This is a genomic window from Cupriavidus sp. 22TCCZM01-5 (assembly GCF_057798915.1).
On record NZ_JBYOJR010000008.1, the window covers coordinates 109,618 to 129,188 of the forward strand.

At 67.5% G+C, this 19,571-nt stretch carries 17 protein-coding genes; 4 read left to right on the top strand and 13 right to left on the bottom strand.

Annotation, left to right across the window (positions count from 1 at the left end; all coding sequences use genetic code 11):
* The first annotated feature begins 330 nt into the window (after positions 1–330).
* Entirely contained in the window at positions 331–1,914 is a 1,584-nt protein-coding gene (gene ilvA / locus AC3FNH_RS10390; protein WP_488719980.1) for a threonine ammonia-lyase, biosynthetic, read from the top strand.
* 85 nt (positions 1,915–1,999) lie between these two features.
* Positions 2,000–2,440, top strand: coding sequence for an FKBP-type peptidyl-prolyl cis-trans isomerase (locus AC3FNH_RS10395; protein ID WP_488719981.1), 441 nt, complete (start codon positions 2,000–2,002; stop codon positions 2,438–2,440).
* Between the two features lie 19 nt (positions 2,441–2,459).
* On the opposite strand, the gene AC3FNH_RS10400 is transcribed toward AC3FNH_RS10395, so the two are convergent.
* A complete protein-coding gene (locus AC3FNH_RS10400) occupies positions 2,460–3,311 on the bottom strand; it encodes an MlaA family lipoprotein (protein ID WP_488719982.1) in 852 nt (283 codons plus the stop codon).
* 30 nt (positions 3,312–3,341) lie between these two features.
* The gene (gene hpnN / locus AC3FNH_RS10405; RefSeq protein ID WP_488719983.1) at positions 3,342–5,975 is read right to left on the bottom strand and encodes a hopanoid transporter HpnN; all 2,634 of its coding nucleotides are present in this window, start codon (positions 5,973–5,975) and stop codon (positions 3,342–3,344) included.
* Positions 5,976–6,171: 196 nt separating this feature from the next.
* Here hpnN and AC3FNH_RS10410 point away from each other — a divergent pair, with 196 nt between their 5' ends.
* A complete protein-coding gene (locus AC3FNH_RS10410; RefSeq protein ID WP_488719984.1) occupies positions 6,172–6,810 on the top strand; it encodes an MlaC/ttg2D family ABC transporter substrate-binding protein in 639 nt (212 codons plus the stop codon).
* A 32-nt stretch (positions 6,811–6,842) separates the two neighbouring features.
* Here the strand turns inward: AC3FNH_RS10410 and AC3FNH_RS10415 are convergent, their stop codons facing one another.
* The 8 genes from AC3FNH_RS10415 to ispH form a co-directional block, all read right to left on the bottom strand.
* On the bottom strand, positions 6,843–7,844 hold the full coding sequence (locus tag AC3FNH_RS10415; RefSeq protein ID WP_488719985.1) for a lysylphosphatidylglycerol synthase domain-containing protein: 1,002 nt from the start codon (positions 7,842–7,844) through the stop codon (positions 6,843–6,845).
* A 10-nt stretch (positions 7,845–7,854) separates the two neighbouring features.
* Entirely contained in the window at positions 7,855–8,661 is an 807-nt protein-coding gene (hpnK, locus tag AC3FNH_RS10420; protein ID WP_488720068.1) for a hopanoid biosynthesis-associated protein HpnK, read from the bottom strand.
* Between the two features lie 53 nt (positions 8,662–8,714).
* Positions 8,715–10,139, bottom strand: a complete 1,425-nt coding sequence (gene hpnJ / locus AC3FNH_RS10425; RefSeq protein WP_488719986.1) for a hopanoid biosynthesis associated radical SAM protein HpnJ — start codon at positions 10,137–10,139, stop codon at positions 8,715–8,717.
* Positions 10,140–10,160: 21 nt separating this feature from the next.
* Complete coding sequence (locus AC3FNH_RS10430; protein WP_488719987.1) at positions 10,161–10,598, bottom strand: DNA-binding protein; 438 nt, start codon at positions 10,596–10,598, stop codon at positions 10,161–10,163.
* Positions 10,543–11,169, bottom strand: coding sequence for a nucleotidyltransferase domain-containing protein (locus tag AC3FNH_RS10435; RefSeq protein ID WP_488719988.1), 627 nt, complete (start codon positions 11,167–11,169; stop codon positions 10,543–10,545). The genes AC3FNH_RS10430 and AC3FNH_RS10435 overlap by 56 nt, the downstream gene beginning before the upstream one ends.
* Before the next feature lie 66 nt (positions 11,170–11,235).
* Positions 11,236–12,339: a bacteriohopanetetrol glucosamine biosynthesis glycosyltransferase HpnI gene (gene hpnI, locus AC3FNH_RS10440; protein WP_488719989.1), complete on the bottom strand. Its 1,104-nt coding sequence runs from the start codon at positions 12,337–12,339 to the stop codon at positions 11,236–11,238.
* A gap of 27 nt (positions 12,340–12,366) precedes the next feature.
* Complete coding sequence (gene hpnH / locus AC3FNH_RS10445; RefSeq protein WP_276102245.1) at positions 12,367–13,527, bottom strand: adenosyl-hopene transferase HpnH; 1,161 nt, start codon at positions 13,525–13,527, stop codon at positions 12,367–12,369.
* A 27-nt stretch (positions 13,528–13,554) separates the two neighbouring features.
* Positions 13,555–14,532, bottom strand: coding sequence for a 4-hydroxy-3-methylbut-2-enyl diphosphate reductase (ispH, locus tag AC3FNH_RS10450; protein WP_488719990.1), 978 nt, complete (start codon positions 14,530–14,532; stop codon positions 13,555–13,557).
* Positions 14,533–14,725: 193 nt separating this feature from the next.
* On the opposite strand from ispH, the gene hpnA reads away from it, so the two are divergent.
* Positions 14,726–15,727 carry a hopanoid-associated sugar epimerase gene (hpnA, locus tag AC3FNH_RS10455; protein WP_276102243.1) on the top strand — a complete coding sequence of 334 codons (1,002 nt, stop codon included), beginning with the start codon at positions 14,726–14,728 and terminating at the stop codon, positions 15,725–15,727.
* A gap of 18 nt (positions 15,728–15,745) precedes the next feature.
* Here the strand turns inward: hpnA and AC3FNH_RS10460 are convergent, their stop codons facing one another.
* The 3 genes from AC3FNH_RS10460 to AC3FNH_RS10470 form a co-directional block, all read right to left on the bottom strand.
* Positions 15,746–16,894, bottom strand: coding sequence for a glycosyltransferase (locus AC3FNH_RS10460; protein WP_488719991.1), 1,149 nt, complete (start codon positions 16,892–16,894; stop codon positions 15,746–15,748).
* Positions 16,895–16,896: 2 nt separating this feature from the next.
* Positions 16,897–17,751 carry a ferritin-like domain-containing protein gene (locus AC3FNH_RS10465; RefSeq protein ID WP_276103313.1) on the bottom strand — a complete coding sequence of 285 codons (855 nt, stop codon included), beginning with the start codon at positions 17,749–17,751 and terminating at the stop codon, positions 16,897–16,899.
* A 258-nt stretch (positions 17,752–18,009) separates the two neighbouring features.
* On the bottom strand, positions 18,010–19,389 hold the full coding sequence (locus tag AC3FNH_RS10470; protein WP_276102241.1) for an amino acid permease: 1,380 nt from the start codon (positions 19,387–19,389) through the stop codon (positions 18,010–18,012).
* Between the last annotated feature and the right edge of the window lie 182 nt (positions 19,390–19,571).

A 19,571-nucleotide genomic window follows, 5' to 3' on the forward strand; every position in this document is an offset into this window, starting at 1 on the left:
GCAGCAGTGGAAACAATCGGCGCAGCGATTGCGCTGGGCCTGGTCTTCAACATAATTACCTGAGTCTCCGACCGGCCCGCGCGTTCAGCCGCGGGCCATTCACCGCGTCACGCCTCGTCACTCGCCGGATCGCAAGATTGACAAATCGCCCCGGGTCCGACAAGCTTTCGTCCATGGACCGCCGTCACAACGACATCGCGCTGATTATTATCACCATTCCTGGAATGGTGGGTTAGCGCGCGTCCTTAGATCAGTTTCCGCAAAACCCGCCCCTGAGGCGGGTTTTTCGTTTCCGCCTCCTGGGCACGAATCCAGCACAGGAGTCCCGTCATGTCCGTACACGCCGTCGAGCCCGCCAGCGAGCATCGCGATGTTTTTTCACCAGGCGTTCCCGACCAGAACAGCTATCTCAAGCGCATCCTGAACGCACGCGTCTACGACGTTGCGCGCGAAACCGAGCTCGAGCTTGCGCACAACCTGTCCGCGCGCACCGGCAACGCCATCTGGCTCAAGCGCGAAGACAACCAGCCGGTGTTCTCGTTCAAGATCCGCGGCGCATACAACCGGATGGCAAACCTGGATGCGCAGGCGCTGCAGCGAGGCGTGATCACCGCGTCGGCGGGCAACCACGCGCAGGGCGTGGCGCTGTCGGCGGCGCACCTGGGCGTGCGCGCGGTGATCGTGGTGCCGACCACGGCACCGCAGGTCAAGGTCGATGCCGTGCGCGCGCATGGCGGGCCCACGGTCGAGGTGGTCCAGGCGGGAGCGTCCTACACCGATGCGTGGCGTCACGCCATGCACCTGCAGAAGGAGCTGGGCCTGACCTTTATCCCGGCCTTCGACGATCCGGACGTGATCGCGGGGCAGGGCACCGTGGGCGCGGAGATCCTCGCGCGCCATCGCGGGCCGCTGGATGCGATCTTCGTACCGATCGGCGGCGGCAGCCTTGCCGCCGGCGTTGCCACTTACGTCAAGGCGGTGCGCCCGGAAGTCCGCGTGATCGGGGTGCAGACGCAGGACTCGTGCGCGATGGCGCAATCGCTGCGTGCCGGCCGGCGCGTGGAGCTCGATGAGGTTGGCCTGTTCTCGGACGGCACCGCGGTGAAACTGGTCGGCGAAGAAACCTTCCGCCTGTGCCGCCAGTATCTCGACGATGTCATGACCGTGAGCACCGATGCCGTATGCGCGGCCATCAAGGACGTGTTCGAGGACACGCGCAGCGTACTGGAGCCCGCCGGCGCGCTGGCAGTCGCCGCGGCCAAGCAATACGCGCAACAGCGTGGCATGCAGGGCGGGACGCTGGTGGCCGTGACATCGGGCGCCAATATCAACTTCGAACGCTTGCGCTTTGTCGCCGAGCGTGCCGAGATCGGCGATGCGCGCGAGGCCGTGTTCGCGGTGACGATGCCCGAGGCGCGCGGCAGCTTCCTGCGCTTCTGCGACCTGGCGGGCACCCGCAGCATCACCGAGTTCAGCTACCGCATTGCCGATGCGCATACCGCGCATGTGTTCGTCGGCATGCGCATCCGTGACCGGGCCGAGTCCGCGCAGATCGCCGGCGCGTTCAGCGCGCAGGGTTTTGCCACGGTCAATCTCACTGGCGATGAACTGGCCAAGCAGCACCTGCGGCATATGGTGGGCGGGCGTTCCGCGCTGGCTGGCGGCGAGCGCCTGTTCCGCTTTGCGTTCCCGGAGCGGCCCGGTGCGCTGACGACCTTCCTGCGCGCGTTGCCGGAAGACTGGAACATCAGCCTCTTCCACTATCGCAACGATGGCGGCGATGCGGCCTCGGTGCTGGTCGGCATCCAGGTACCCGAGGCCGCACGGCCGACCTGTGACAGCGTGCTGGCCGGACTCGGCTATCCGCACTGGGACGAGAGCGCAAATCCGGCCTACCGGCTGTTCCTGGCGTAAGCCTGTGGACCGGGCAGGCGCCGCAGATGCGGGCGTCGGTTACACTGCCCGCTCTTTCCACTACGCCGCTGCAACCGGATTCTCCATGAAACGAATCGCTCTGCTCCTCAGCGCCATGACCTTCGCCTGTGCCGCCGTGGCGGCCGCGCCGGGCGCCTCGGCACCGGCACCGGCACCGGCGGCCGCAGCGCCGCAGACGCTGCCTTCGGGCATGACCATCCAGCACCTGGTCAAGGGCACCGGTCCGTCGCCCAAGGCCACCGACACGGTCCAGGTGCATTACCGCGGCACGCTTGCCGACGGCACGGAGTTCGACAGCTCGTACAAGCGCGGCCAGCCGATCTCGTTTCCGCTGAACCGCGTCATCCCGTGCTGGACCGAAGGCGTGCAGACCATGCAGGTGGGCGGCAAGGCCAAGCTGACGTGCCCGGCGGCCACCGCCTACGGTGCGCGCGGCGTGCCGGGCACCATTCCGCCGAACGCCACGCTCACGTTCGAGGTGGTGCTGCTTGGCATCGGCGGCTGAGTTCCTGCGTTCCTGAGCCTTACTGCTGCGGCGCCCCGGAGGCGGGCGCCACAGGCACTGCCGGTTCCGCCGCCGGCGCGGATGCCGGTGCCGGCGATGGCGATGGCGATGGCGATGGCGATGGCATGGCGGCGCCTTCCGTTTCCTCGTCGTCGCCATAGTTGGGCAGCTTGCTGCTGCCGCCATCCAGCAAGTAGCGCCGGCGCTGCACATAGGCGTCACGCACGAACGCGTACTTGTCCAGCGCCGCCAGCGAGAGCAGGTCGGTCGCGCCCAGCAGGTTGGTGCGCACGTCCACCACGTTCATGGCAAACAGCGAATTACGCCAGGCCGGATCCATGTAGGTGGTCGGGTCGAACTGGAAATTTACATACAGGCCTACGCCATCCCGGAACGAGCTCGGGCCGAAAAACGGCAGCACCAGGTAGGGCCCCGATGGCACGCCCCACGTTCCCAGCGTCAGCCCGAAGTCCTGCGAATGCTTCTGCAGGCCGGCCGGCGTGGCTATGTCGATCAGCCCGCCAATCCCCAGCACGGAATTGATCGCCACCCGCATCAGGCTCTCGGCCGCGTCCACGCCCTTGCCCTGCAGCAGGTTATTGGCGAAGTTGCCGACGTCCGCGATATTCGAATAGAAGTTGGTCACCGCGGTGCGCACGGGCTGCGGCGTGACCGCCTTGTAGCCCTTTGCGACCGGGGTGGCGACGTACTGGTCGAGCTTGTCGTTGACCTTGAAGACGACGCGGTTCATCGGTTCGAGCGGGTCGTCGGGATTGGCCTGCGGCCCGGTGGCGCAGCCGGCCGCAAGCAGCACTGCGGGAGCAAGGAAAGCCAGCCGCGCGGGTCGGCGTGTCAGAGGGGGGAGCGACATGGTGCAACGGTTGAGTCGGGGTGGTTATCGTTATTCAGCGGGTGTGGCGTGGGGCCGGTGCGCGCCTTCGCGCGGGCGGCCCATCAGGATCGGCTGGAAGAACACGGCGCCTACCAGCGTGCACAGGAGCGCCAGCGCCAGCAGCTTGCCCATGCTCGCGGTGCCCGGATGCTGCGACAGCCACAGGCTGCCGAATGCCGTGGCGGTGGTGGCGGCGCTGTAGAGCACGGCGTGCGTCAGGCTGGACTGCAGCAGCTTGGTCTTGCCGTGGCGCCACGCAATCACGTAATAGATCTTGAAAGCGACGCCGATGCCCAGCAGCAGCGGCAGCGCGATCACGTTGGCGAAGTTCAGAGCGATGCCGAACGCCGCGCACAGTTCGAGCGTGACAATGGCCGACACCAGCAGCGGGATCAGCGTGCGCAGCACATCGCCAAAGCGGCGCAGGGCAATCCACAACAGGACGGTGATGGACAGCACGGCCCAGGCGCCCGCCTGCGCAAAGGCGCCCATGATCGTGTCGGCCGAGCCGCGAATGGCGATCGGGCCGCCCGTGGCATCGGGCTCCACGCGCAGCACCGCGTCCATGAACAGGTTGAGCGCGGCTTCGCGCTCGATGCCGTCCTCTTGCGGCAGCCGTGGGGTGATGCTGACCAGTGCGCGTCCGTCCTGCGCCAGCCAGTCGCGCGTGATCTCGGGCGGCAGGGATTGCTGCGTGACCGGGCGCGCGTCGAGCATCTGGCGCAGGCGGCCCAGCGCTAGGCGCAGCGGCAGCGCAATGGCCTGCTCGGCGCGGTCGCGCGTGGCGGCATCCGCGTCCGCAAGCTGCTTCAGTACCTTTGACAGGCGTGTGGCCTGCGCCGCGCCGACCTCAGGGTGCTCATCGGCCGCGATGGCGAGCTGGCGCGCGGCATTGCGCAGCGCGTTGACGCGCGCCATATCGCTGGCCGGCGTGGCGGTCTGCTGCGTGAGCACGGGCATCAGCGCGGTGCGGGCCGTGCCGATGGCCGCAAGCTTGGCCGGCTGGTCGTCGGGAATGAAAGTCTGCAGCGTGACGACGCGCGCCACTTCGGGCAGTGGCGATACCTTGGCTGCGATCCCGCGCGCGGCATCGAGCGACGGCGCCAGCACCGTGACATCGTCGGTGCCGGCTTCCGGCGCATCCTTGAGCGCCAGCAGCGTCGCCATCGATTCCGAATGCGGGTCCTTCAGGTGCAGCGGATCGAAGTCGAAACGCAGGCGCAGCAACAGCGGCGATCCAAGCAGGATCGCCGCGCAGGTGGCCAGCAGCACCGGCCTGCGGTAGCGCTCGAAGAACGCATCGGCCGGGGCCAGCCAGCCAAAGCCCGGCGCCTCCGCTTCGCCGCGCGGTTGCAGGACCTGGATCAGCGCGGGCAGCATCGTGAACGTCGTCAGGAACGCCACCATCATGCCGACGCCGGCAATCTGGCCCAGTTCCGCGACGCCGCGGAAATCGGTCGGCAGGAAGCAGAAGAACGCGGCCGCCGTGGCCGCGGCCGCCAGCGACAGCGGCATCGCGGTAGCCTGCGCGGCGTGTTCCAGCGCCTCGGTAATATGGCCGCGGTCATGGCGTTCGGCGCGATAGCGCACGCCGAACTGGATGCCGAAGTCCACGCCCAGGCCGACGAACAGCACCGCGAACGCGACCGAGATCATGTTCAGCGCGCCCACCATGGCCAGGCCCAGCGCCGCGGTGACCAGCAGGCCCGTGAACAGGCTGGCCAGCACCGACAGGATCAGGCGAATGGAGCGCAATGCCATCCAGAGGATCAGCACCACCACCAGCACTGTCAGCAGGCCATTGAGCGCGGCGCCCTCGCTGACCGAGGCAAATTCGTCGTCGGCCAGCGGCTGCGGCCCCGTCAGGCGCACGCTGGCCTGGTAGCGCTGGGCCAGTTTCAGTTCGGCGGCCGCGGCGCGGATGGCGTCGGCGGCGGCGGCGCCGGCCTGCAGGTCGCTGTAGTCGAGCACCGGGCTGACCGAGATGAAGCTGAAGACGCGCCCCTCCTTGTCCGGCTTGACGCTGTCGTCGAGCAGGCCCACCCATGACATCGCGGCCGGCTTGCCGGCCAGGACACGCTCCAGCGCGCCCGCGCTGGCGCCCAGCAGGCTGTCCATATCGGCCAGCTTGACCTGGCCCATCGTCAGCGGCAGGCCGAGCGTGACGGAAAGCGTGTCGGAAAGCCCGCGCAGGGTCGGGTCGTGCGCCAGCTGGTTGAGCAGCGGGCGTGCCTGGACGAGCTGCCGCGTGATCTCATCGACTTCGGTCGTGCGCGCGAACAGCAGGCCGTTGCGGGCAAAGAATTCGCCCGCGCCCGGCTGGCTGACCGAGCGGAAGTGCTCCGGATGGCGCCGCAGCGCTTCGGCGAGTTCGTTGGCCGCGGCATCGGCCAGTTCCGACGCGGGGGCCTGCACCACGGCCAGGACCATCTGCCCGCGCTGGGGAAAGGCCTTGCCGATGGCTGCGTCGCGCCGGGCCCACGGGGCATCGGATTCGAGCAGGCGATTGATATCCGTGTTGATGGCGAAGTGCCGCGCCACATAGAAGCCGCTGGCGGCGGTGAGCAGCAGGGCCGCCACGATCACCAGCCAGGCGCGGGTCGTGGCGAGCCTGACGAGGCGGGTCAACAGCGAAGTCAGCATGGGGTGCTCGGGACAGGGCTCGATCCGCGAGTATACCGGCTGGCGCGGGATCGGCCTGCTTGCGTGGCGCACTAGCCGCACCCGCCGCCGCACCCGGTCGGCAAGTCGCGTTCCGCTATACTGGCCCGGCATCCCGGGCGCCACGCGCAGCGGGCCCCGGGGCCATTTTCAAACGCATCTTGCAGCAGACATCGGCATGAACAGATTCGGTTTGATTTCCCTTGCGCCCGTTGCGGCGGTGGCCATGGTAGCGACGGCGCAGGCACAGACGGTGCAGCCCGGCGACCTCAAGGCAGCGCCGGAACGCCTGGTGCAGGCGGCCGTGGAAGGCGTGATCACGACCATCCAGACCACCCCCGAAACCCGCGGCGGCGACCTCGCGAAGATCACCGCGGTGGTCCAGAAGCAGTTCCTGCCCTATACGGATTTCAGCCGCACCACGCGGCTGGCGGTCGGCAGCGCATGGCGCAATGCCACGCCGGAACAGCAGAAGCAGCTCAACGAACAGTTCACGACGCTGCTCGTGCGCAGCTATGCCGTGTCCCTGTCGCAGCTGCGCGAGCAGAATGTGAAGTTCCGCTTCAAGCCGGCGCAGGCCGGGGGCGGTTCCGGCGACGTGGTGGTGGAATCGCGCGTGCTCAACAACGGCGAGGAGATGCAGATCGACTACCGCCTGCAGCGCACGCCCGGCGGCTGGAAGATCTATGACATCAATATGATGGGCGCGTGGCTGATCGAGGTGTACCGCAAGCAGTTTGCCGATATCGTCTCGCGTGGCGGCGTCGATGGGCTGGTGAAGTACCTCGTCGACCATAACGCGCGGCAGGCAGGCTAGGCCCAGGGCGGCGGGCCTTATCTTGCCTTATCTCACGGCGCAACCTCGCCCGTTGTCCCGCGCCGCCAGCGGCGCAGTTCCAACCATTGCCACGACAGCAGCGCGGGCACGCCGAACAGGACTTCCCGCGCGCGCTTGACCAGTGCCAGGGCCAGCGACACATGGGCGTCCATGCCCAGTGCCTGGCCAAGCAGCATCACCACGGCCTCCTGCACGCCGAGGCCGGCTGGCACGAAGAAGGCCATGTGGCGCACAGCCTGCGTGAGTGCTTCGATGGCCATGGCTTGCCAGAACGGCACCGGGTGGCCCAGCAGCATCAGCGCGAACCAAACTTCTAGCGTGCCGCTGACCATCCCTGCCAGTTGCCAGCCCATCGCCGCCAGCAGTTCGCGCGGGCGCCGGTTGAGCGCGCGGATCTCGGCATCGAGCCGTGCGCCGTCGATCATGGCGACGATGCGGTGGTCCTCGCCGAACAGCTTGCGCGCGGCACCTTCCAGCTTCTCGAACAGCGCCGCGTGGCGCAGCGACAGCGCGAATGCTATGGGCACCGGCAGCGACAGCACCAGCCCGGTCAGGATGACCCAGGCCTGGCCGCTGTCCTGCAGCGCGGCGACGAGCATCAGCACGCCGAGCGCCGAGAACAGGTACTGGGCGAACAGCGTGATCATGACCTCGACGACGATGGTGGCGGTGACCGCCGTGGTGTCGCGGATGCGCAGCCGGCTCAGCCGCATGCCGACCAGTTCGCCGCCAATGCTCATGGTCGGCAGCAGGCGGTTCACGGCTTCGCGCACGGCGGCTACCCACGTCAGGAAGCCGAGGCCGGCATTTTCTTCGGGGTCGGCGGAGGTCAGCAGCACCCGCCAGCCCTGCGCATCGAGCAGCAGGGGCAGCGCGTGCAGCGGCACCAGCAGGAGCAGGAGCCAGCCGCCCTGCGCCATCACGGTGGCGATGTCGCCAATGCCCTCATGGACGACAAGGGCGGTGAGCGCGAGCAGGCCCAGCAGGCCGGTCAGGTAGGCAATGCGTTTCATGTGAGTGGGCTCAGGCCGTCGCCAGCACGTCGGCAAAGCCGCCGCGCCGCACCCCGGCCGCATCGAGGGCCGCGCGCACACGCGGCGACAGCAGCGCGGCCAGTTCGTCGGCGTGGCGGTAGCCTGCCATGGTCGGCGCGATGGCCGCGCCCGACGTGACCGCCGGATGCAGGTAGATTTCACCGATGCCGTCGGGCAGCTTCGCGAGCGCGGCCAGCAGCACGGCTTCATCCATGGCGCCGCTGTTTGCGATGCCGACCACGTAGTCGTTGTGCGCGATGCCGGCACGCCGCAGCCGCCGGCGCAGCAGCGCCAGCCACGGGCGCAGCAGCAGCGGCGCGTCGGATTCCAGCGGCAGCCGCACGGCGCGCAGGCCGAACTCACGACCGATCGACAGGATCAGCGACAGCACGGTCGGATGCAGGTGGAAGTGCTTGTGCGTATTGACGTGATCCAGCGGCAGGCCGGTCGCGGCGAATGCCTCGAACTGCGCGCGGATCTCCGCGGCGAGCTGGCGCCGCACATGCGGCAGGAAGAAGAAGCGGCAGCCGTCGCGCGCCATGGCCGAGCCGAAGCGGCCCTGCGCATCGACGAGATCGGGAATGGCCGCGCGCGGCAGCATTGCCGGACCATCGGCCAGCACGACATGCAGTCCTACGCGCAGCGATGGCAGCCGTCTCGCGCGCGCGACCGCGTCGGCGGCTTCGGGCGCGGACACCATCAGGCTGGCCGCGTTGAGCACGCCGTCGCGATGCGCAAGTTCCACCGCCTCGTTGACGGCGGTATGCAGGCCGAAGTCGTCGGCGGTGATGATCAGGCCGCGCGCGCGACGCGTGGCGGAGGCGGCGGTGGTGCTATGGGACGGCAGGATCAGGCCTCGCGTGAACTCAGGAAGCGGAAGAACTCCACGCCTTCGCGCAGGCGCCGCTTCATCATGTCCCAGCTGCCCAGCATCTCGCGCACGATCTCCCAGATCTTGCCGGGACGGAAGTAGAACTGCTTATAGAAGCGCTCCACGCCGCGGTAGATCTCTTCCTTCGACAGGTGCGGATAGCTGATTGCCGCGAGCTGCACGCCCTTGTCATTGACGAGGTTGATGACCTTGTTCTCTTCGAGCCAGCCATTGTCGACCGCCTGCTGGTACAGCGTGGTGCCGGGGTAGGGCGCCGCCAGCGACACCTGGATGGTGTGCGGATTGATCTCCTTGGCGTAGGCGATGGTCTTCTCGATGGTCTCCTGCGTTTCGCCGGGCAGGCCCAGGATGAAGGTGCCGTGGATCTGGATGCCGAGCTTGCGGCAATCTTCGGTGAAGCGGCGCGCGATATCCGTGCGCAGGCCCTTCTTGATGTTCAGCAGGATCTGGTCGTCGCCCGATTCATAGCCGACCAGCAGCAGGCGCAGGCCGTTCTCCTTCATGATCTTGAGCGTGCTGTACGGCACGTTGGCCTTGGCATTGCACGACCACGTCACGCCGAGCTTGCCGAGCCCGCGCGCGATTTCCTCCACGCGCGGCTTGAAATCGGTGAAGGTGTCGTCGTCGAACATGATCTCCTTCACCTCGGGCATGTTCTCCTTGATCCATTTCACCTCGGCGATCACGCTCTCGGCCGAGCGCGTGCGGTAGCGGTGTCCGCCGACCGTCTGCGGCCACAGGCAGAAAGTGCAGCGCGAACGGCAGCCGCGCCCCGTGTAGATCGACACGTACGGGTGCTTCAGGTAGCCGATGAAGTAGTTCTCGATCTTCAGGTCGCGCTGGTAGACGGGGGCCACGAAGGGCAGCTCGTCCATGTTCTCGATCATCGGGCGCTGGCCGTTGTGCTCGAGCGAGCCATCGGGCAGGCGGTACGACAGCCCGAGAATGTCCTTGAGGGGCTTGCCCGCGGCTACGTCCTGGCAGGTGTAGTCGAATTCCTCGCGGCAGACGAAGTCGATCGCGTCGCTGGCGCCGAGCGTGCCGCCGGGGTCGACTGCCGGCTTGGCGCCGACCATGCCGATCATCACGCCGGGCTTGCGCTTCTTGAGCTCCTCGGCGAACCTGGCATCGGTCGGGAACGACGGCGTGCTGGTGTGGATGATGACCAGGTCGTAGTCGACGGCGATATCGAGCGTCTGCTGCGGCGTCAGTTCATCGGCGGGCGCGTCGAGCACGCGGCTGCCGGGCACCAGCGCGGCCGGCTGCGCCAGCCAGGTCGGGTACCAGAATGACTTGATCTCGCGCTTTGCCTGGTAGCGCGAACCGGCGCCGCCGTCAAAGCCGTCGAAGGAGGGGGCCTGGAGGAAGAGGGTTTTTTTCATAGCGGCCTTGATTTTGTCAGGTCAGATCAGCTGCGGCTTGTTGGCATGGAGCCACGCCTTGACGTCAGCGATCAGTGCGGTGGCATTGGCAATGCACTCGCGTACGGCCGAAGCCGGCACGAGGTCGCCGGAATAGTCGGAAAGATTGCGCTGCTTGCGCAGGGCGTCGAGCAGGATCATGCGGTCGGCTGGCCAGCCGATCGTCTTCGTCAGGGACTGCAAGGTTATCTGGTGATGGCCGGGCCGGCTGGTCAGCGTCCGGTAGCCATTGGCATGCAGTGCCGCGAGCGCGGCTTGCATGATCGCCTTATAGGCTGCATCAAACCGGTTCTCATGGCTAAGCGCTTCGATGCCGGCGTCGCTCAGATTGCGTTCGGCCGCTGCGAGCAGGCGCGCGATCTGTTCACGATCCGGCTGGATTGCGTCCAGGCTGATTCCCAGCAAGTTCTCCAAGGTCATGGTCGCTTCCGATCACGAATAACTTCGGCTTGGCCAGCACGTCGCGCAGAAACGCGTCGTTGTTCGCCAGCCCCGCGCGCCATTCTTGGCGGGAGAGCACCTTCGGATTGATCTCCCGCGCCAGGGAGGCCTGCGCCGGGTACAGCAGCTGTACAGCCCGCGCGAAGCCAATGTCGCCGATCAGCATGATATCCACGTCGCTCTGCGCCGTCTCGCGTCCGCTTGCTGTCGAGCCGTAGATGAAAGCGGCGTCGATCTCGTGCGCGCAAGGTTGCAGCGCTTGGGTCAGCACGTCTGCCAGCCCAGAAGTCTTCCTCATGATGCTGGACAGCTCCTCGAACACCGGCGACGCTCGATTGGCGCGGTATGCGAGCTGGTTGCCGCGCGGTTCCCGGATCAGGATGCCTGCTTGTGCCAGCTTGCTCAGTTCCTTGTGAAGCGTTCCCGGCGCGGTGTCCGTCAGCCGCGCGATCTCGCGCACGTGATAGGACGCCTCCGGATGCAACAGGAGCAGACCCAGCACGCGGCGGCGATATTCGCCAAAGAGGGTATCGGAGAGTGATTGAAGCATTTATGGCTACGATTGTAGCTAAAAAAGCTTCATTGACAACAGGACGGCGTGCGAGTGGTGTTGCGATCACAATACCTTGCCATCCTGAACTGGATCGCGCACCGGGAGAATCCGATCGCGCCAGCGCACTTGCCTGCCCGCCAGCGCACTGCCCCATCCTGCCAGCAACAGCACGTCGCGCAGCGGCGACCTGACCGCGGCCGAGAGGGATCCGGCCAATGTGCAGCGCGCCACCAGTCCCGCCAGGGCAACCGCCAGCATCGCCGGGGTCGGCGACAACGCCACGCCGAGCACCAGCATCGGCCACGTAAAGGTGATGAAGGTAAAAGCAAAGCCCGCCGGGTTCAGCGAGCGGATGGTGCGCAGCCAGCGCAGTTCATGCGTCCAGAGTTCGGCCAGCCGCGTCTCGGTCACGTCGGTGGTGACGACCACGTCGGATAGCACTGTGCGCAGCCCGGCCTGCCGGGTCAGCTCGCCGAGCCAGAAGTCGTCGGCGAGCCGGTCGGACAGCGACGCGAAGCCGCCGATCTGCGTCAAGGTGTCGCGGCGCAGCGCGATGGTCGCGCCGAAGGCGAAGCGGCGCGAACCGCCCGCGTGCGCAATGCGTACGGACGGCGCGAACCAGTCGTCGATGAACTGCGCGCCGAGCTTCGCCCAGAAGGCGCCGACGGGGCGCCCGCGGTACAGGCAGGTGACGATGCCGACGCCGGGGTCGGCCAGCGGCGCGGTGACGCGCACCAGGTAGTCGGGCGGCACGGCGATATCGCTGTCGGCCACGACCAGCAGGTCATGGCGCGCCTGCGCGGCCAGGTTGATCAGGTTGCTGACCTTGAGGTTGCTGCCATGCACGCGCGGGTCGATGACCAGTGTGATGTCCGTGCCCGGGAAGTCCTGCTGCAGGCGCCGCACGACGGCAATGGCGGGATCGTCCGGATCGCGCACGCCGCATACGATCTGGTAGCCGGTCACTGATTGCCGGCACAGCGTGGCCAGGTTGTCGTACAGGCGCGGCTCGGCCCCGCACAGCGGCTTGAGCACGCTGGCGCGGACTTCGCCGCCGGTAGCGGGAAGATCAGGACGCGCGGCCGCGCGCCGCGTCAGCATGGCGGCGGCCACGGCATAGCCCGCCGACACGCAGGTCAGCGCACTGCCAAGCAGGGTCGCGGCCATGGCCGCAGCTTCCGCGGGCATCGGTGTTCAGTGGGCCGCCGTGGTCTCCGCCCTGGCCGGCTGTTCCTTGCGCGGCTGGGCCCGGCCGATCTCGGCCAGCTTGATCTCTACGTGGCGCGAGAACACGTAATCGGCAGGACGTTGCTTGTCGAGCGGGATGTCCGGGGCCATCGCGCCCTCGGTCTTTACGCCGCGCAGGCTCACGCCAAGCGCCTTGAGCGGATGCGCGAACGTGTCGGCCACGGCCGTGGCCTCGTAGCCGCTGTGGACCATGCAGTCGGCGCACTTCTCGTAGTTGCCGGTGCCGTAGGCGTCCCAGTCGGTCTCTTCCATCAGCTCCTTGAAGGTCTGCACATAGCCTTCGCCGACGAGGTAGCAGGGCCGCTGCCAGCCAAAGACCGTGCGCGCCGGGTTGCCCCAGGGCGTGCAGTGGTAGGTCTGGTTGCCGGCCAGGAAGTCGAGGAACATGGTCGACTGGCTGAACGACCAGTTCTTGCCGCGGCCGCGGCTCAGAATGTCGCGGAACAGCTGCTTGGTCTTGCCGCGGTTCAGGAAGTGCTGCTGGTCCGGCGCGCGCTCGTAGGCGTAGCCCGGCGAGACCGTGATGCCGTCCACGCCCATCGCCTTGACCGTATCGAAGAACGCGGCCACGCGTTCGGGCCTGGCATCGTTGAACAGCGTGCAGTTGATGTTGACGCGGAAGCCGCGCGCCTTGGCGGCACGGATGGCCTCGACAGCGCGGTCGTAGACACCTTCCTGGCTGACCGAGTGGTCGTGCATCTCGCGGTCGCCGTCCAGGTGAACGGACCAGACGAAGTAGGGGCTGGGCTCGTACTGGTCCAGCTTCTTTTCCATCAGCAGCGCATTGGTGCACAGGTAGACGAACTTGCGCCGCGCGACGATGCCGCGCACGATCTCGGGCATGTCCTTGTGCAGCAGCGGCTCGCCGCCGGCGATCGACACCACCGGCGCGCCGCATTCATCGACCGCGCCCAGGCACTCCTCGACGGACAGGCGCTGGTTGAGGATCGGGTCCGGGTAGTCAATCTTGCCGCAGCCATTGCAGGCAAGGTTGCAGCGGAACAGCGGTTCCAGCATGAGCGCGAGCGGATAGCGCTTCTGGCGCGCCAGATGCTTGCCGACAATGTAGGCGCCCACGCGGGCGACCTGCAGGAACGGAATAGCCAAGGGGACTTCCTTCTTCTTTGATGGGGTTCAGCCGGCGACCTTCTCGACGGGCTCGGGGTCGGGCGTGGCCGCCGTGGGGCGGACATCGGCCAGCTCCGCGGGCAGGCGGAACTCGGCATGCTCCTCGCGGCCTTCCATGGTCGAGACTTCCACGGGGCCCAGGCGGCGCAACGTGGCAATCACGTCTTCGACCATTTCTTCGGGCGCGGAGGCGCCGGCCGTGATGCCGACAATATTAGCGCCTGCGACCCAGGCCGGGTCGAGTTCGCTGCCGTCGGCGATCAGGTAGCTCGGCACGCCGCTTTCGGTGCCGATCTCGCGCAGCCGGTTGGAATTGGAGCTGTTGGTGGCGCCGATGACGAGGATGACATCGGCGAGCTTGCACAGGTCCCGCACCGCGCTCTGCCGGTTCTGCGTGGCATAGCAGATGTCGCGCGTGTCGGGCCCGACCAGATTGCTGAAACGGCGTCCCAGCGCGGCGATGATATTGCGGGTGTCGTCCACGCTGAGCGTGGTCTGGGTGACGTAGGCCACCGGGGTGTCGGCGGGCAGGTCGAGCTTCTCCACCTGCGCCTCGTTCTGCACCAGGATCACCTTGCCGGGGATCTGGCCCATGGTGCCTTCGACCTCGGGGTGGCCGGCATGGCCGATCAGGATCACGGTACGGCCGCTGGCCGCATACTGCCGGCCCTGGTTATGCACCTTGATCACAAGCGGGCAGGTCGCGTCGATCGCGTGCAACTGGCGCTGCCCGGCATCTGCCACTACCGCGCGCGAAACACCGTGCGCGCTGAAAATCGTGACGGCGCCCGCGGGGACCTCGTCGAGTTCTTCGACAAAACGCGCGCCCTTGTTCTTCAATCCCTCCACAACATGCTTGTTGTGCACGATTTCGTGTCGCACGAACACCGGGGCTCCGTGCTTGACGAGCGCGCGGTCGACAATCTCGATCGCACGCACGACACCGGCACAAAAGCCTCGGGGTTGAGCAAGAATCACCTGCATACGGTAGGCCCCCCGGACCCTCTAATGGGTTTCAGTGATTGGGAAGGTGTACAGAAATCACATTTCCGACACATGGTGGTTACTATATACCGGTCGCGCCGGAAATGTCGGACAGCCATTTCCTGGTAGCGACCTAATCGCGACCTAATCGCGACCAAATAGCGACTTTCCCATCTCATCGAGAAACGGGTTTATGACAGTAAACGATTACGTCCTGGTGACGGGTGCATCGGGTTTTCTCGGATCCGCGGTGTTGCGGCAGGCACTGGCGCGCGGGTGGCGCGTGCGTGCGCTGGCGCGCGCGTCGAGCCCGCGCGCCAACCTTGCGGACTTGCCGGTGGAGGTCGTGCAGGGGGACATGCGTGATCCGGCCGCGGTCGCGGCGGCCATGCAGGGCGTGCGTTACCTGTTCCATGTGGCGGCCGATTACCGGCTGTGGGCGCCTGACCCCGAGGAGATCGTCCGCACCAATGTCGACGGCACCATGGCGGTCATGGAGGCTGCGCAACAGGCCGGCGTGGAGCGCGTGGTCTATACCAGCAGCGTGGCCACGCTGCGCGTGGCAGGGGCGAGCGGGCCCGTCGACGAAACGGCGCCGCTGGCCCCGCATGAGGCCATCGGCGCGTACAAGCGCAGCAAGGTGCTGGCCGAGCGCTTGGTCGAGCGCATGGTAGCCGAACGCGGCCTGCCAGCGGTGATCGTCAACCCGTCCACGCCAATCGGCCCGCGCGATGTACGGCCCACGCCGACCGGCCGCATCATTGTCGAGGCCGCTACCGGCAAGATTCCCGCCTTTGTCGAGACCGGGCTCAACCTGGTACACGTGGATGACGTAGCCGCGGGCCATTTCCAGGCGCTCGAGCGCGGCCGGACCGGCGAACGCTACATTTTGGGCGGCGATGACGTCATGTTGCAGCAGATGCTGCGGGATATCGCCGGCTTGTGCGGCCGTCGTCCGCCGACATTGCAACTGCCGCGCTGGCCGCTGTACCCGCTCGCCCATGCGGCCGAGGCCGTGGCGCGCGTGACGCGCAAGGAGCCGTTCGTGACCGTGGACGGGCTCAATATGTCGAAGTACCGCATGTTCTTCCGTTCCGACAAGGCCCGGCGCGAACTGGGCTACCAGCCGCGCCCCTATATAGAAGGCCTGCGCGATGCGCTGGACTGGTTCCGCGAGGCGGGATACCTGCGCTGAAGCGTCAGGACTGAAGCGTCACGAGCGCACGGGCGCCTGGCTGCGGCCTTTCCACAGTCCGCCGCGGCGCAGCCAGTAGCGCCGCGCCGAGTCCAGCGTGGCGCCGAGGTAGAACAGTGCCGTCAGCGGCAGCAGCGGCGCCAGCCACGCGGGCTGGCGGTACTCGCGCAGCATCGGCCGGTAGGCCAGCGCCATGGCCGTCCAGGCGAGCCATGCCGGCCACAGCCGGGCGCCGCCGGCCAGCGCCAGCAGCGGCGGCGCCAGGTAGGTCACGGTCATGGCCGCCACCGTGCCGGCCAGCAGCAGCGGCGAGTAGCGCAGCTGGGTGTAGGCACTGCGCGCAATCATGTCCCACAGGCTGCGCCAGTCGTCATACGGCCGTAGCGACACGCTGTCGGCGGCAAGGTCCAGGCTGATCGGGCCGCCCGGCTTGATCTTCGCGGCCAGGCTGCAATCGTCGATCAACTCGCCCCGGATCGCGGCGAATCCGCCGATGCGCGACAGCGCCGTACGGCTCGCCAGCATGCAGCCGCCCGCGGCGGCGGCCACGCCATGGCGCGGGTCGCGTACGCGCTCGAACGGGTAGAGCTTGGCGAAGAAGAAGACAAAGGCCGGTACGATCAGCCGCTCCCAGGCCGACACGCAGCGCAACCGCACCATCAGCGACACCAGGTCGCGCCGCTCGTGCACGGCGCGGGCGACCAGCCCGGCCAGCACGCCGGGGCCGTGCCAGATGTCGGCATCGGTCAGCCAGACATAGGCGGCGTCCGGCGCTACGCGGTCTGCGCATGCCAACCCTTCGGACTGCGCCCAGACCTTGCCGCTCCAGCCAGCCGGCAGGTCGCGGGCCGGCACTGCCGTCAGGGCGCCGGGCCGCGCAATGCCGGCTGCCGCGCTGGCCGCTACCTCCGCGGTGCCGTCATGGCTGTGGTCATCGACCACGACCAGCGACAGCTTTCCCGGGTACGCCTGGCCGAGCACGCCCGCCACGCATCGGCCGATGACGTCGGCTTCGTTGCGGGCCGGGACAATCGCCACCACCTCGGGCCATGCCTCGGGCGCCGGGGCCGCTGCCGGCTTGCGCACGCGCCAGAACCCCGCGCGGCCGAACAGCAGTACGCACCAGATGGCCAGCGACAGCAGGGACAGCACGAACGCGGCAGTCATGGTCACTTCAGAAAGCGGCGTGCGATCCGCGCCAGGCGCGGCACGGTCTCAGGCCGCAACAATCGCTTGTCGTAGCCAGCCATGCGGCGGTCGTTCTCGGCCAGGCACAGGTCGATCATCGCACCCGGCGACAGCGAATCGCCAAGCGCTTCGGAGCCGTTCATGGTGAAGTTGGCGTCCTGCGCCGCGCCATCGGCGTCGATGCCGCGCGCGATGCCGATGCGCTCCCAGATCAGGAAGGCCCACACCCGCGCCACCTTCAGCGCGAACAGCGGCCGGCGCCACCAGGGCAGGTTGCGGCGGTACCACGCGGCCCAGTTGACGAAGAAGAGGATGTGCCGGCCTTCCTCCTGGATCACGGGCTCGAAGGTATCTACGAGTTCCGCCGGGAAGTAGCCGGAGCGCTTGGCCATGGTGAACAGGCCAAAGGCGAAGAAGCTGTCGATGCACTCGCTGTAGCCGGTCACGAGCCAGCCCCACTCCGGGTCGTCCGGGGGCGGGTAGTCGGGCTCCGGCGCGAGCGGGATGCCGTAGGCCTCCACCAGCTTGGACAGTACGACCTTGTGGCGCGCTTCCTCGCCGCCGTCCATGTCCAGCGCGCTGCGCAGCAGCGGGTCGGTGACGGTCTCGGCAAAGGTCTTCACGCGGATCGAGGCACGGCCCTCGGTCTGCACGGCAATGTCCCAGATCGGCAAGGAGGTGACGCGCTGCAGCGCATCGGGCGACAGCTGCGGCCATTCGATCACGGCCGGCTTGTAAGGATTGTGGGTCTGCAGCAGCATGTTGCAGAACAAGCGCAAGTGCTGCGCGGAGCCGATGCGCACCGGGCCCGGCGCCGGGTCGGTCCAGTGGCGCATGGCGTGATCCGCCTGCTCGACCGCGGTGCGCGCGACCGTATCGGCCACGGCGGCGGCACGCGCCACGGCATCTTCGGCTGAATTGGCGCTAACGCCGGCGTGGCCGGCAGGATCAGCGCGATCGGTGTGTGCGTCGGCTGCCCCGTCATGGCGCGGTGGTGCGGCGTAAAGTTCGGACATCTGGCCCCCTGGCATTGGATTGCCCGGGGGCCATTGTAGCGGCGGGCGCCCGCTGGCGCACCCCGCCGCCAGCGCCGGTCAGGCCTGGTAGGTCACCGGGCCGCGGGCCTGGACGCCCAGGCGGTAGTAAAGCACCGTCAGCAGCACCAGCCAGGCCGGGCCCACGTACAGCGCCACGCGCGTGTCCGGGAAGTAGGCCATCAGCGCGATCACCAGCGCCAGGAAGGCCAGCGCGATCCAGGAGCCATACGGCCAGAACGGCATGCGGAAGGCCAGCTGGCCGCGCTCGGCCGGCGACAGGTTCTTGCGGAACTGCATCTGCGTGACCAGGATGATGGCCCAGGTCCAGATCGCGCCGAAGGTGGAGATCGACGTCACCCACACGAACACCTTCTCCGGCACCAGGTAATTCAGCAGCACGCCGCACAGCAGCGCGCCGATCGACACCAGCAGCGCGCGGCGCGGCACGCCGTTGCTGTCCACCTTGGCAAAGGCGGCGGGCGCCTGGCCTTGCTGCGCCAGGTTGTAGAGCATGCGGCCCGTGCTGAAGATGCCGCCGTTGCACGACGACAGCGCCGCGGTCAGCACCACGAAGTTGATGATGCCGGCGGCGGTCTTGATGCCCAGGCGCTCGAAGGTCATCACGAACGGGCTGCCCTGCGCGCCGATCTCGTTCCACGGATAGAGCGAGAGGATCACGAACAGCGCGCCGACGTAGAAGATCAGGATGCGCCAGAACACCGAGTTGATCGCGTCCGGGATCGACTTGCGCGGGTTCTTCGCTTCGCCGGCGGTCAGGCCGATCATCTCCACGCCGAGGTAGGCGAACATCACCATCTGCAGCGACATCAGCACGCCGCTGGCGCCATTGGGCAGGAAGCCGCCATGCGCCCACAGGTTGCCGATGCCCGTGGCCGCGCCGCCGTTGCCCAGGCCGAACACGATCATGGCGCCGCCGCCGAACAGCATCAGCACGATGGTCACGATCTTGATCATGGCGAACCAGAACTCGAACTCGCCATAGGCCTTGACTGCCAGCAGGTTGACCGAGCCCATCGCGCCCAGTGCCGCAAGCGCCCAGATCCAGCGCGGCACGTCCGGGAACCAGACGCCCATGTAGATGGCCACGGCCGTGATCTCGGCCACGCAGGTCACCAGCCACAGGAACCAGTAGTTCCAGCCGGTCAGGTAGCCGGCCAGCGGGCCCATATGGTCCTGCGCATAGCGGCAGAAGGAGCCTGCCACCGGGTTGTGGACAGCCATTTCGCCGAGTGCGCGCATGATCAGGAAGATCATGGCGCCGCCGATCAGGTAAGCCAGCATGATCGCCGGCCCCGCCATCCTGATGGCATTGGCCGACCCGAGGAACAGCCCTACGCCGATGGCCGACCCCAGCGCCATCAGGCGGATGTGGCGCTCGCCCAGCCCGCGCTGCAAATGCTCCGTACTTGCACTCATTTGTCGTTGTCTCCGTTCAATGGAATGCCCCGCTGGCCCTTGTGGAGATGGCGGGTGCAGATGGATCGTTCACGGTCTGCATCGCACGCTTCTGCTCAGGTCGTGGCAGGGCGCGCAATGACATCGCGCAAAAGCCTTCAGAGGCGCTACCCCATGCTGGCTATTGGCGGACCGGGAACGAA

What these genes read in the sequence shown, in the direction of transcription:
- hpnI (WP_488719989.1), bottom strand. Translation starts at nt 12,339, where the DNA reads ATGGCCGCGACCCTGCTTGGCAGTGCGCTGACCTGCGTGTCGGCGGGC.
- AC3FNH_RS10415 (WP_488719985.1), bottom strand. Translation starts at nt 7,844, where the DNA reads ATGAAACGCATTGCCTACCTGACCGGCCTGCTGGGCCTGCTCGCGCTC.
- hpnJ (WP_488719986.1), bottom strand. Translation starts at nt 10,139, where the DNA reads ATGAAAAAAACCCTCTTCCTCCAGGCCCCCTCCTTCGACGGCTTTGAC.
- AC3FNH_RS10410 (WP_488719984.1), top strand. Translation starts at nt 6,172, where the DNA reads ATGAACAGATTCGGTTTGATTTCCCTTGCGCCCGTTGCGGCGGTGGCC.
- AC3FNH_RS10430 (WP_488719987.1), bottom strand. Translation starts at nt 10,598, where the DNA reads ATGACCTTGGAGAACTTGCTGGGAATCAGCCTGGACGCAATCCAGCCG.
- hpnA (WP_276102243.1), top strand. Translation starts at nt 14,726, where the DNA reads ATGACAGTAAACGATTACGTCCTGGTGACGGGTGCATCGGGTTTTCTC.
- ilvA (WP_488719980.1), top strand. Translation starts at nt 331, where the DNA reads ATGTCCGTACACGCCGTCGAGCCCGCCAGCGAGCATCGCGATGTTTTT.
- ispH (WP_488719990.1), bottom strand. Translation starts at nt 14,532, where the DNA reads ATGCAGGTGATTCTTGCTCAACCCCGAGGCTTTTGTGCCGGTGTCGTG.
- AC3FNH_RS10460 (WP_488719991.1), bottom strand. Translation starts at nt 16,894, where the DNA reads ATGACTGCCGCGTTCGTGCTGTCCCTGCTGTCGCTGGCCATCTGGTGC.
- hpnN (WP_488719983.1), bottom strand. Translation starts at nt 5,975, where the DNA reads ATGCTGACTTCGCTGTTGACCCGCCTCGTCAGGCTCGCCACGACCCGC.
- AC3FNH_RS10400 (WP_488719982.1), bottom strand. Translation starts at nt 3,311, where the DNA reads ATGTCGCTCCCCCCTCTGACACGCCGACCCGCGCGGCTGGCTTTCCTT.
- AC3FNH_RS10470 (WP_276102241.1), bottom strand. Translation starts at nt 19,389, where the DNA reads ATGAGTGCAAGTACGGAGCATTTGCAGCGCGGGCTGGGCGAGCGCCAC.
- AC3FNH_RS10435 (WP_488719988.1), bottom strand. Translation starts at nt 11,169, where the DNA reads ATGCTTCAATCACTCTCCGATACCCTCTTTGGCGAATATCGCCGCCGC.
- AC3FNH_RS10395 (WP_488719981.1), top strand. Translation starts at nt 2,000, where the DNA reads ATGAAACGAATCGCTCTGCTCCTCAGCGCCATGACCTTCGCCTGTGCC.
- AC3FNH_RS10465 (WP_276103313.1), bottom strand. Translation starts at nt 17,751, where the DNA reads ATGCGCCACTGGACCGACCCGGCGCCGGGCCCGGTGCGCATCGGCTCC.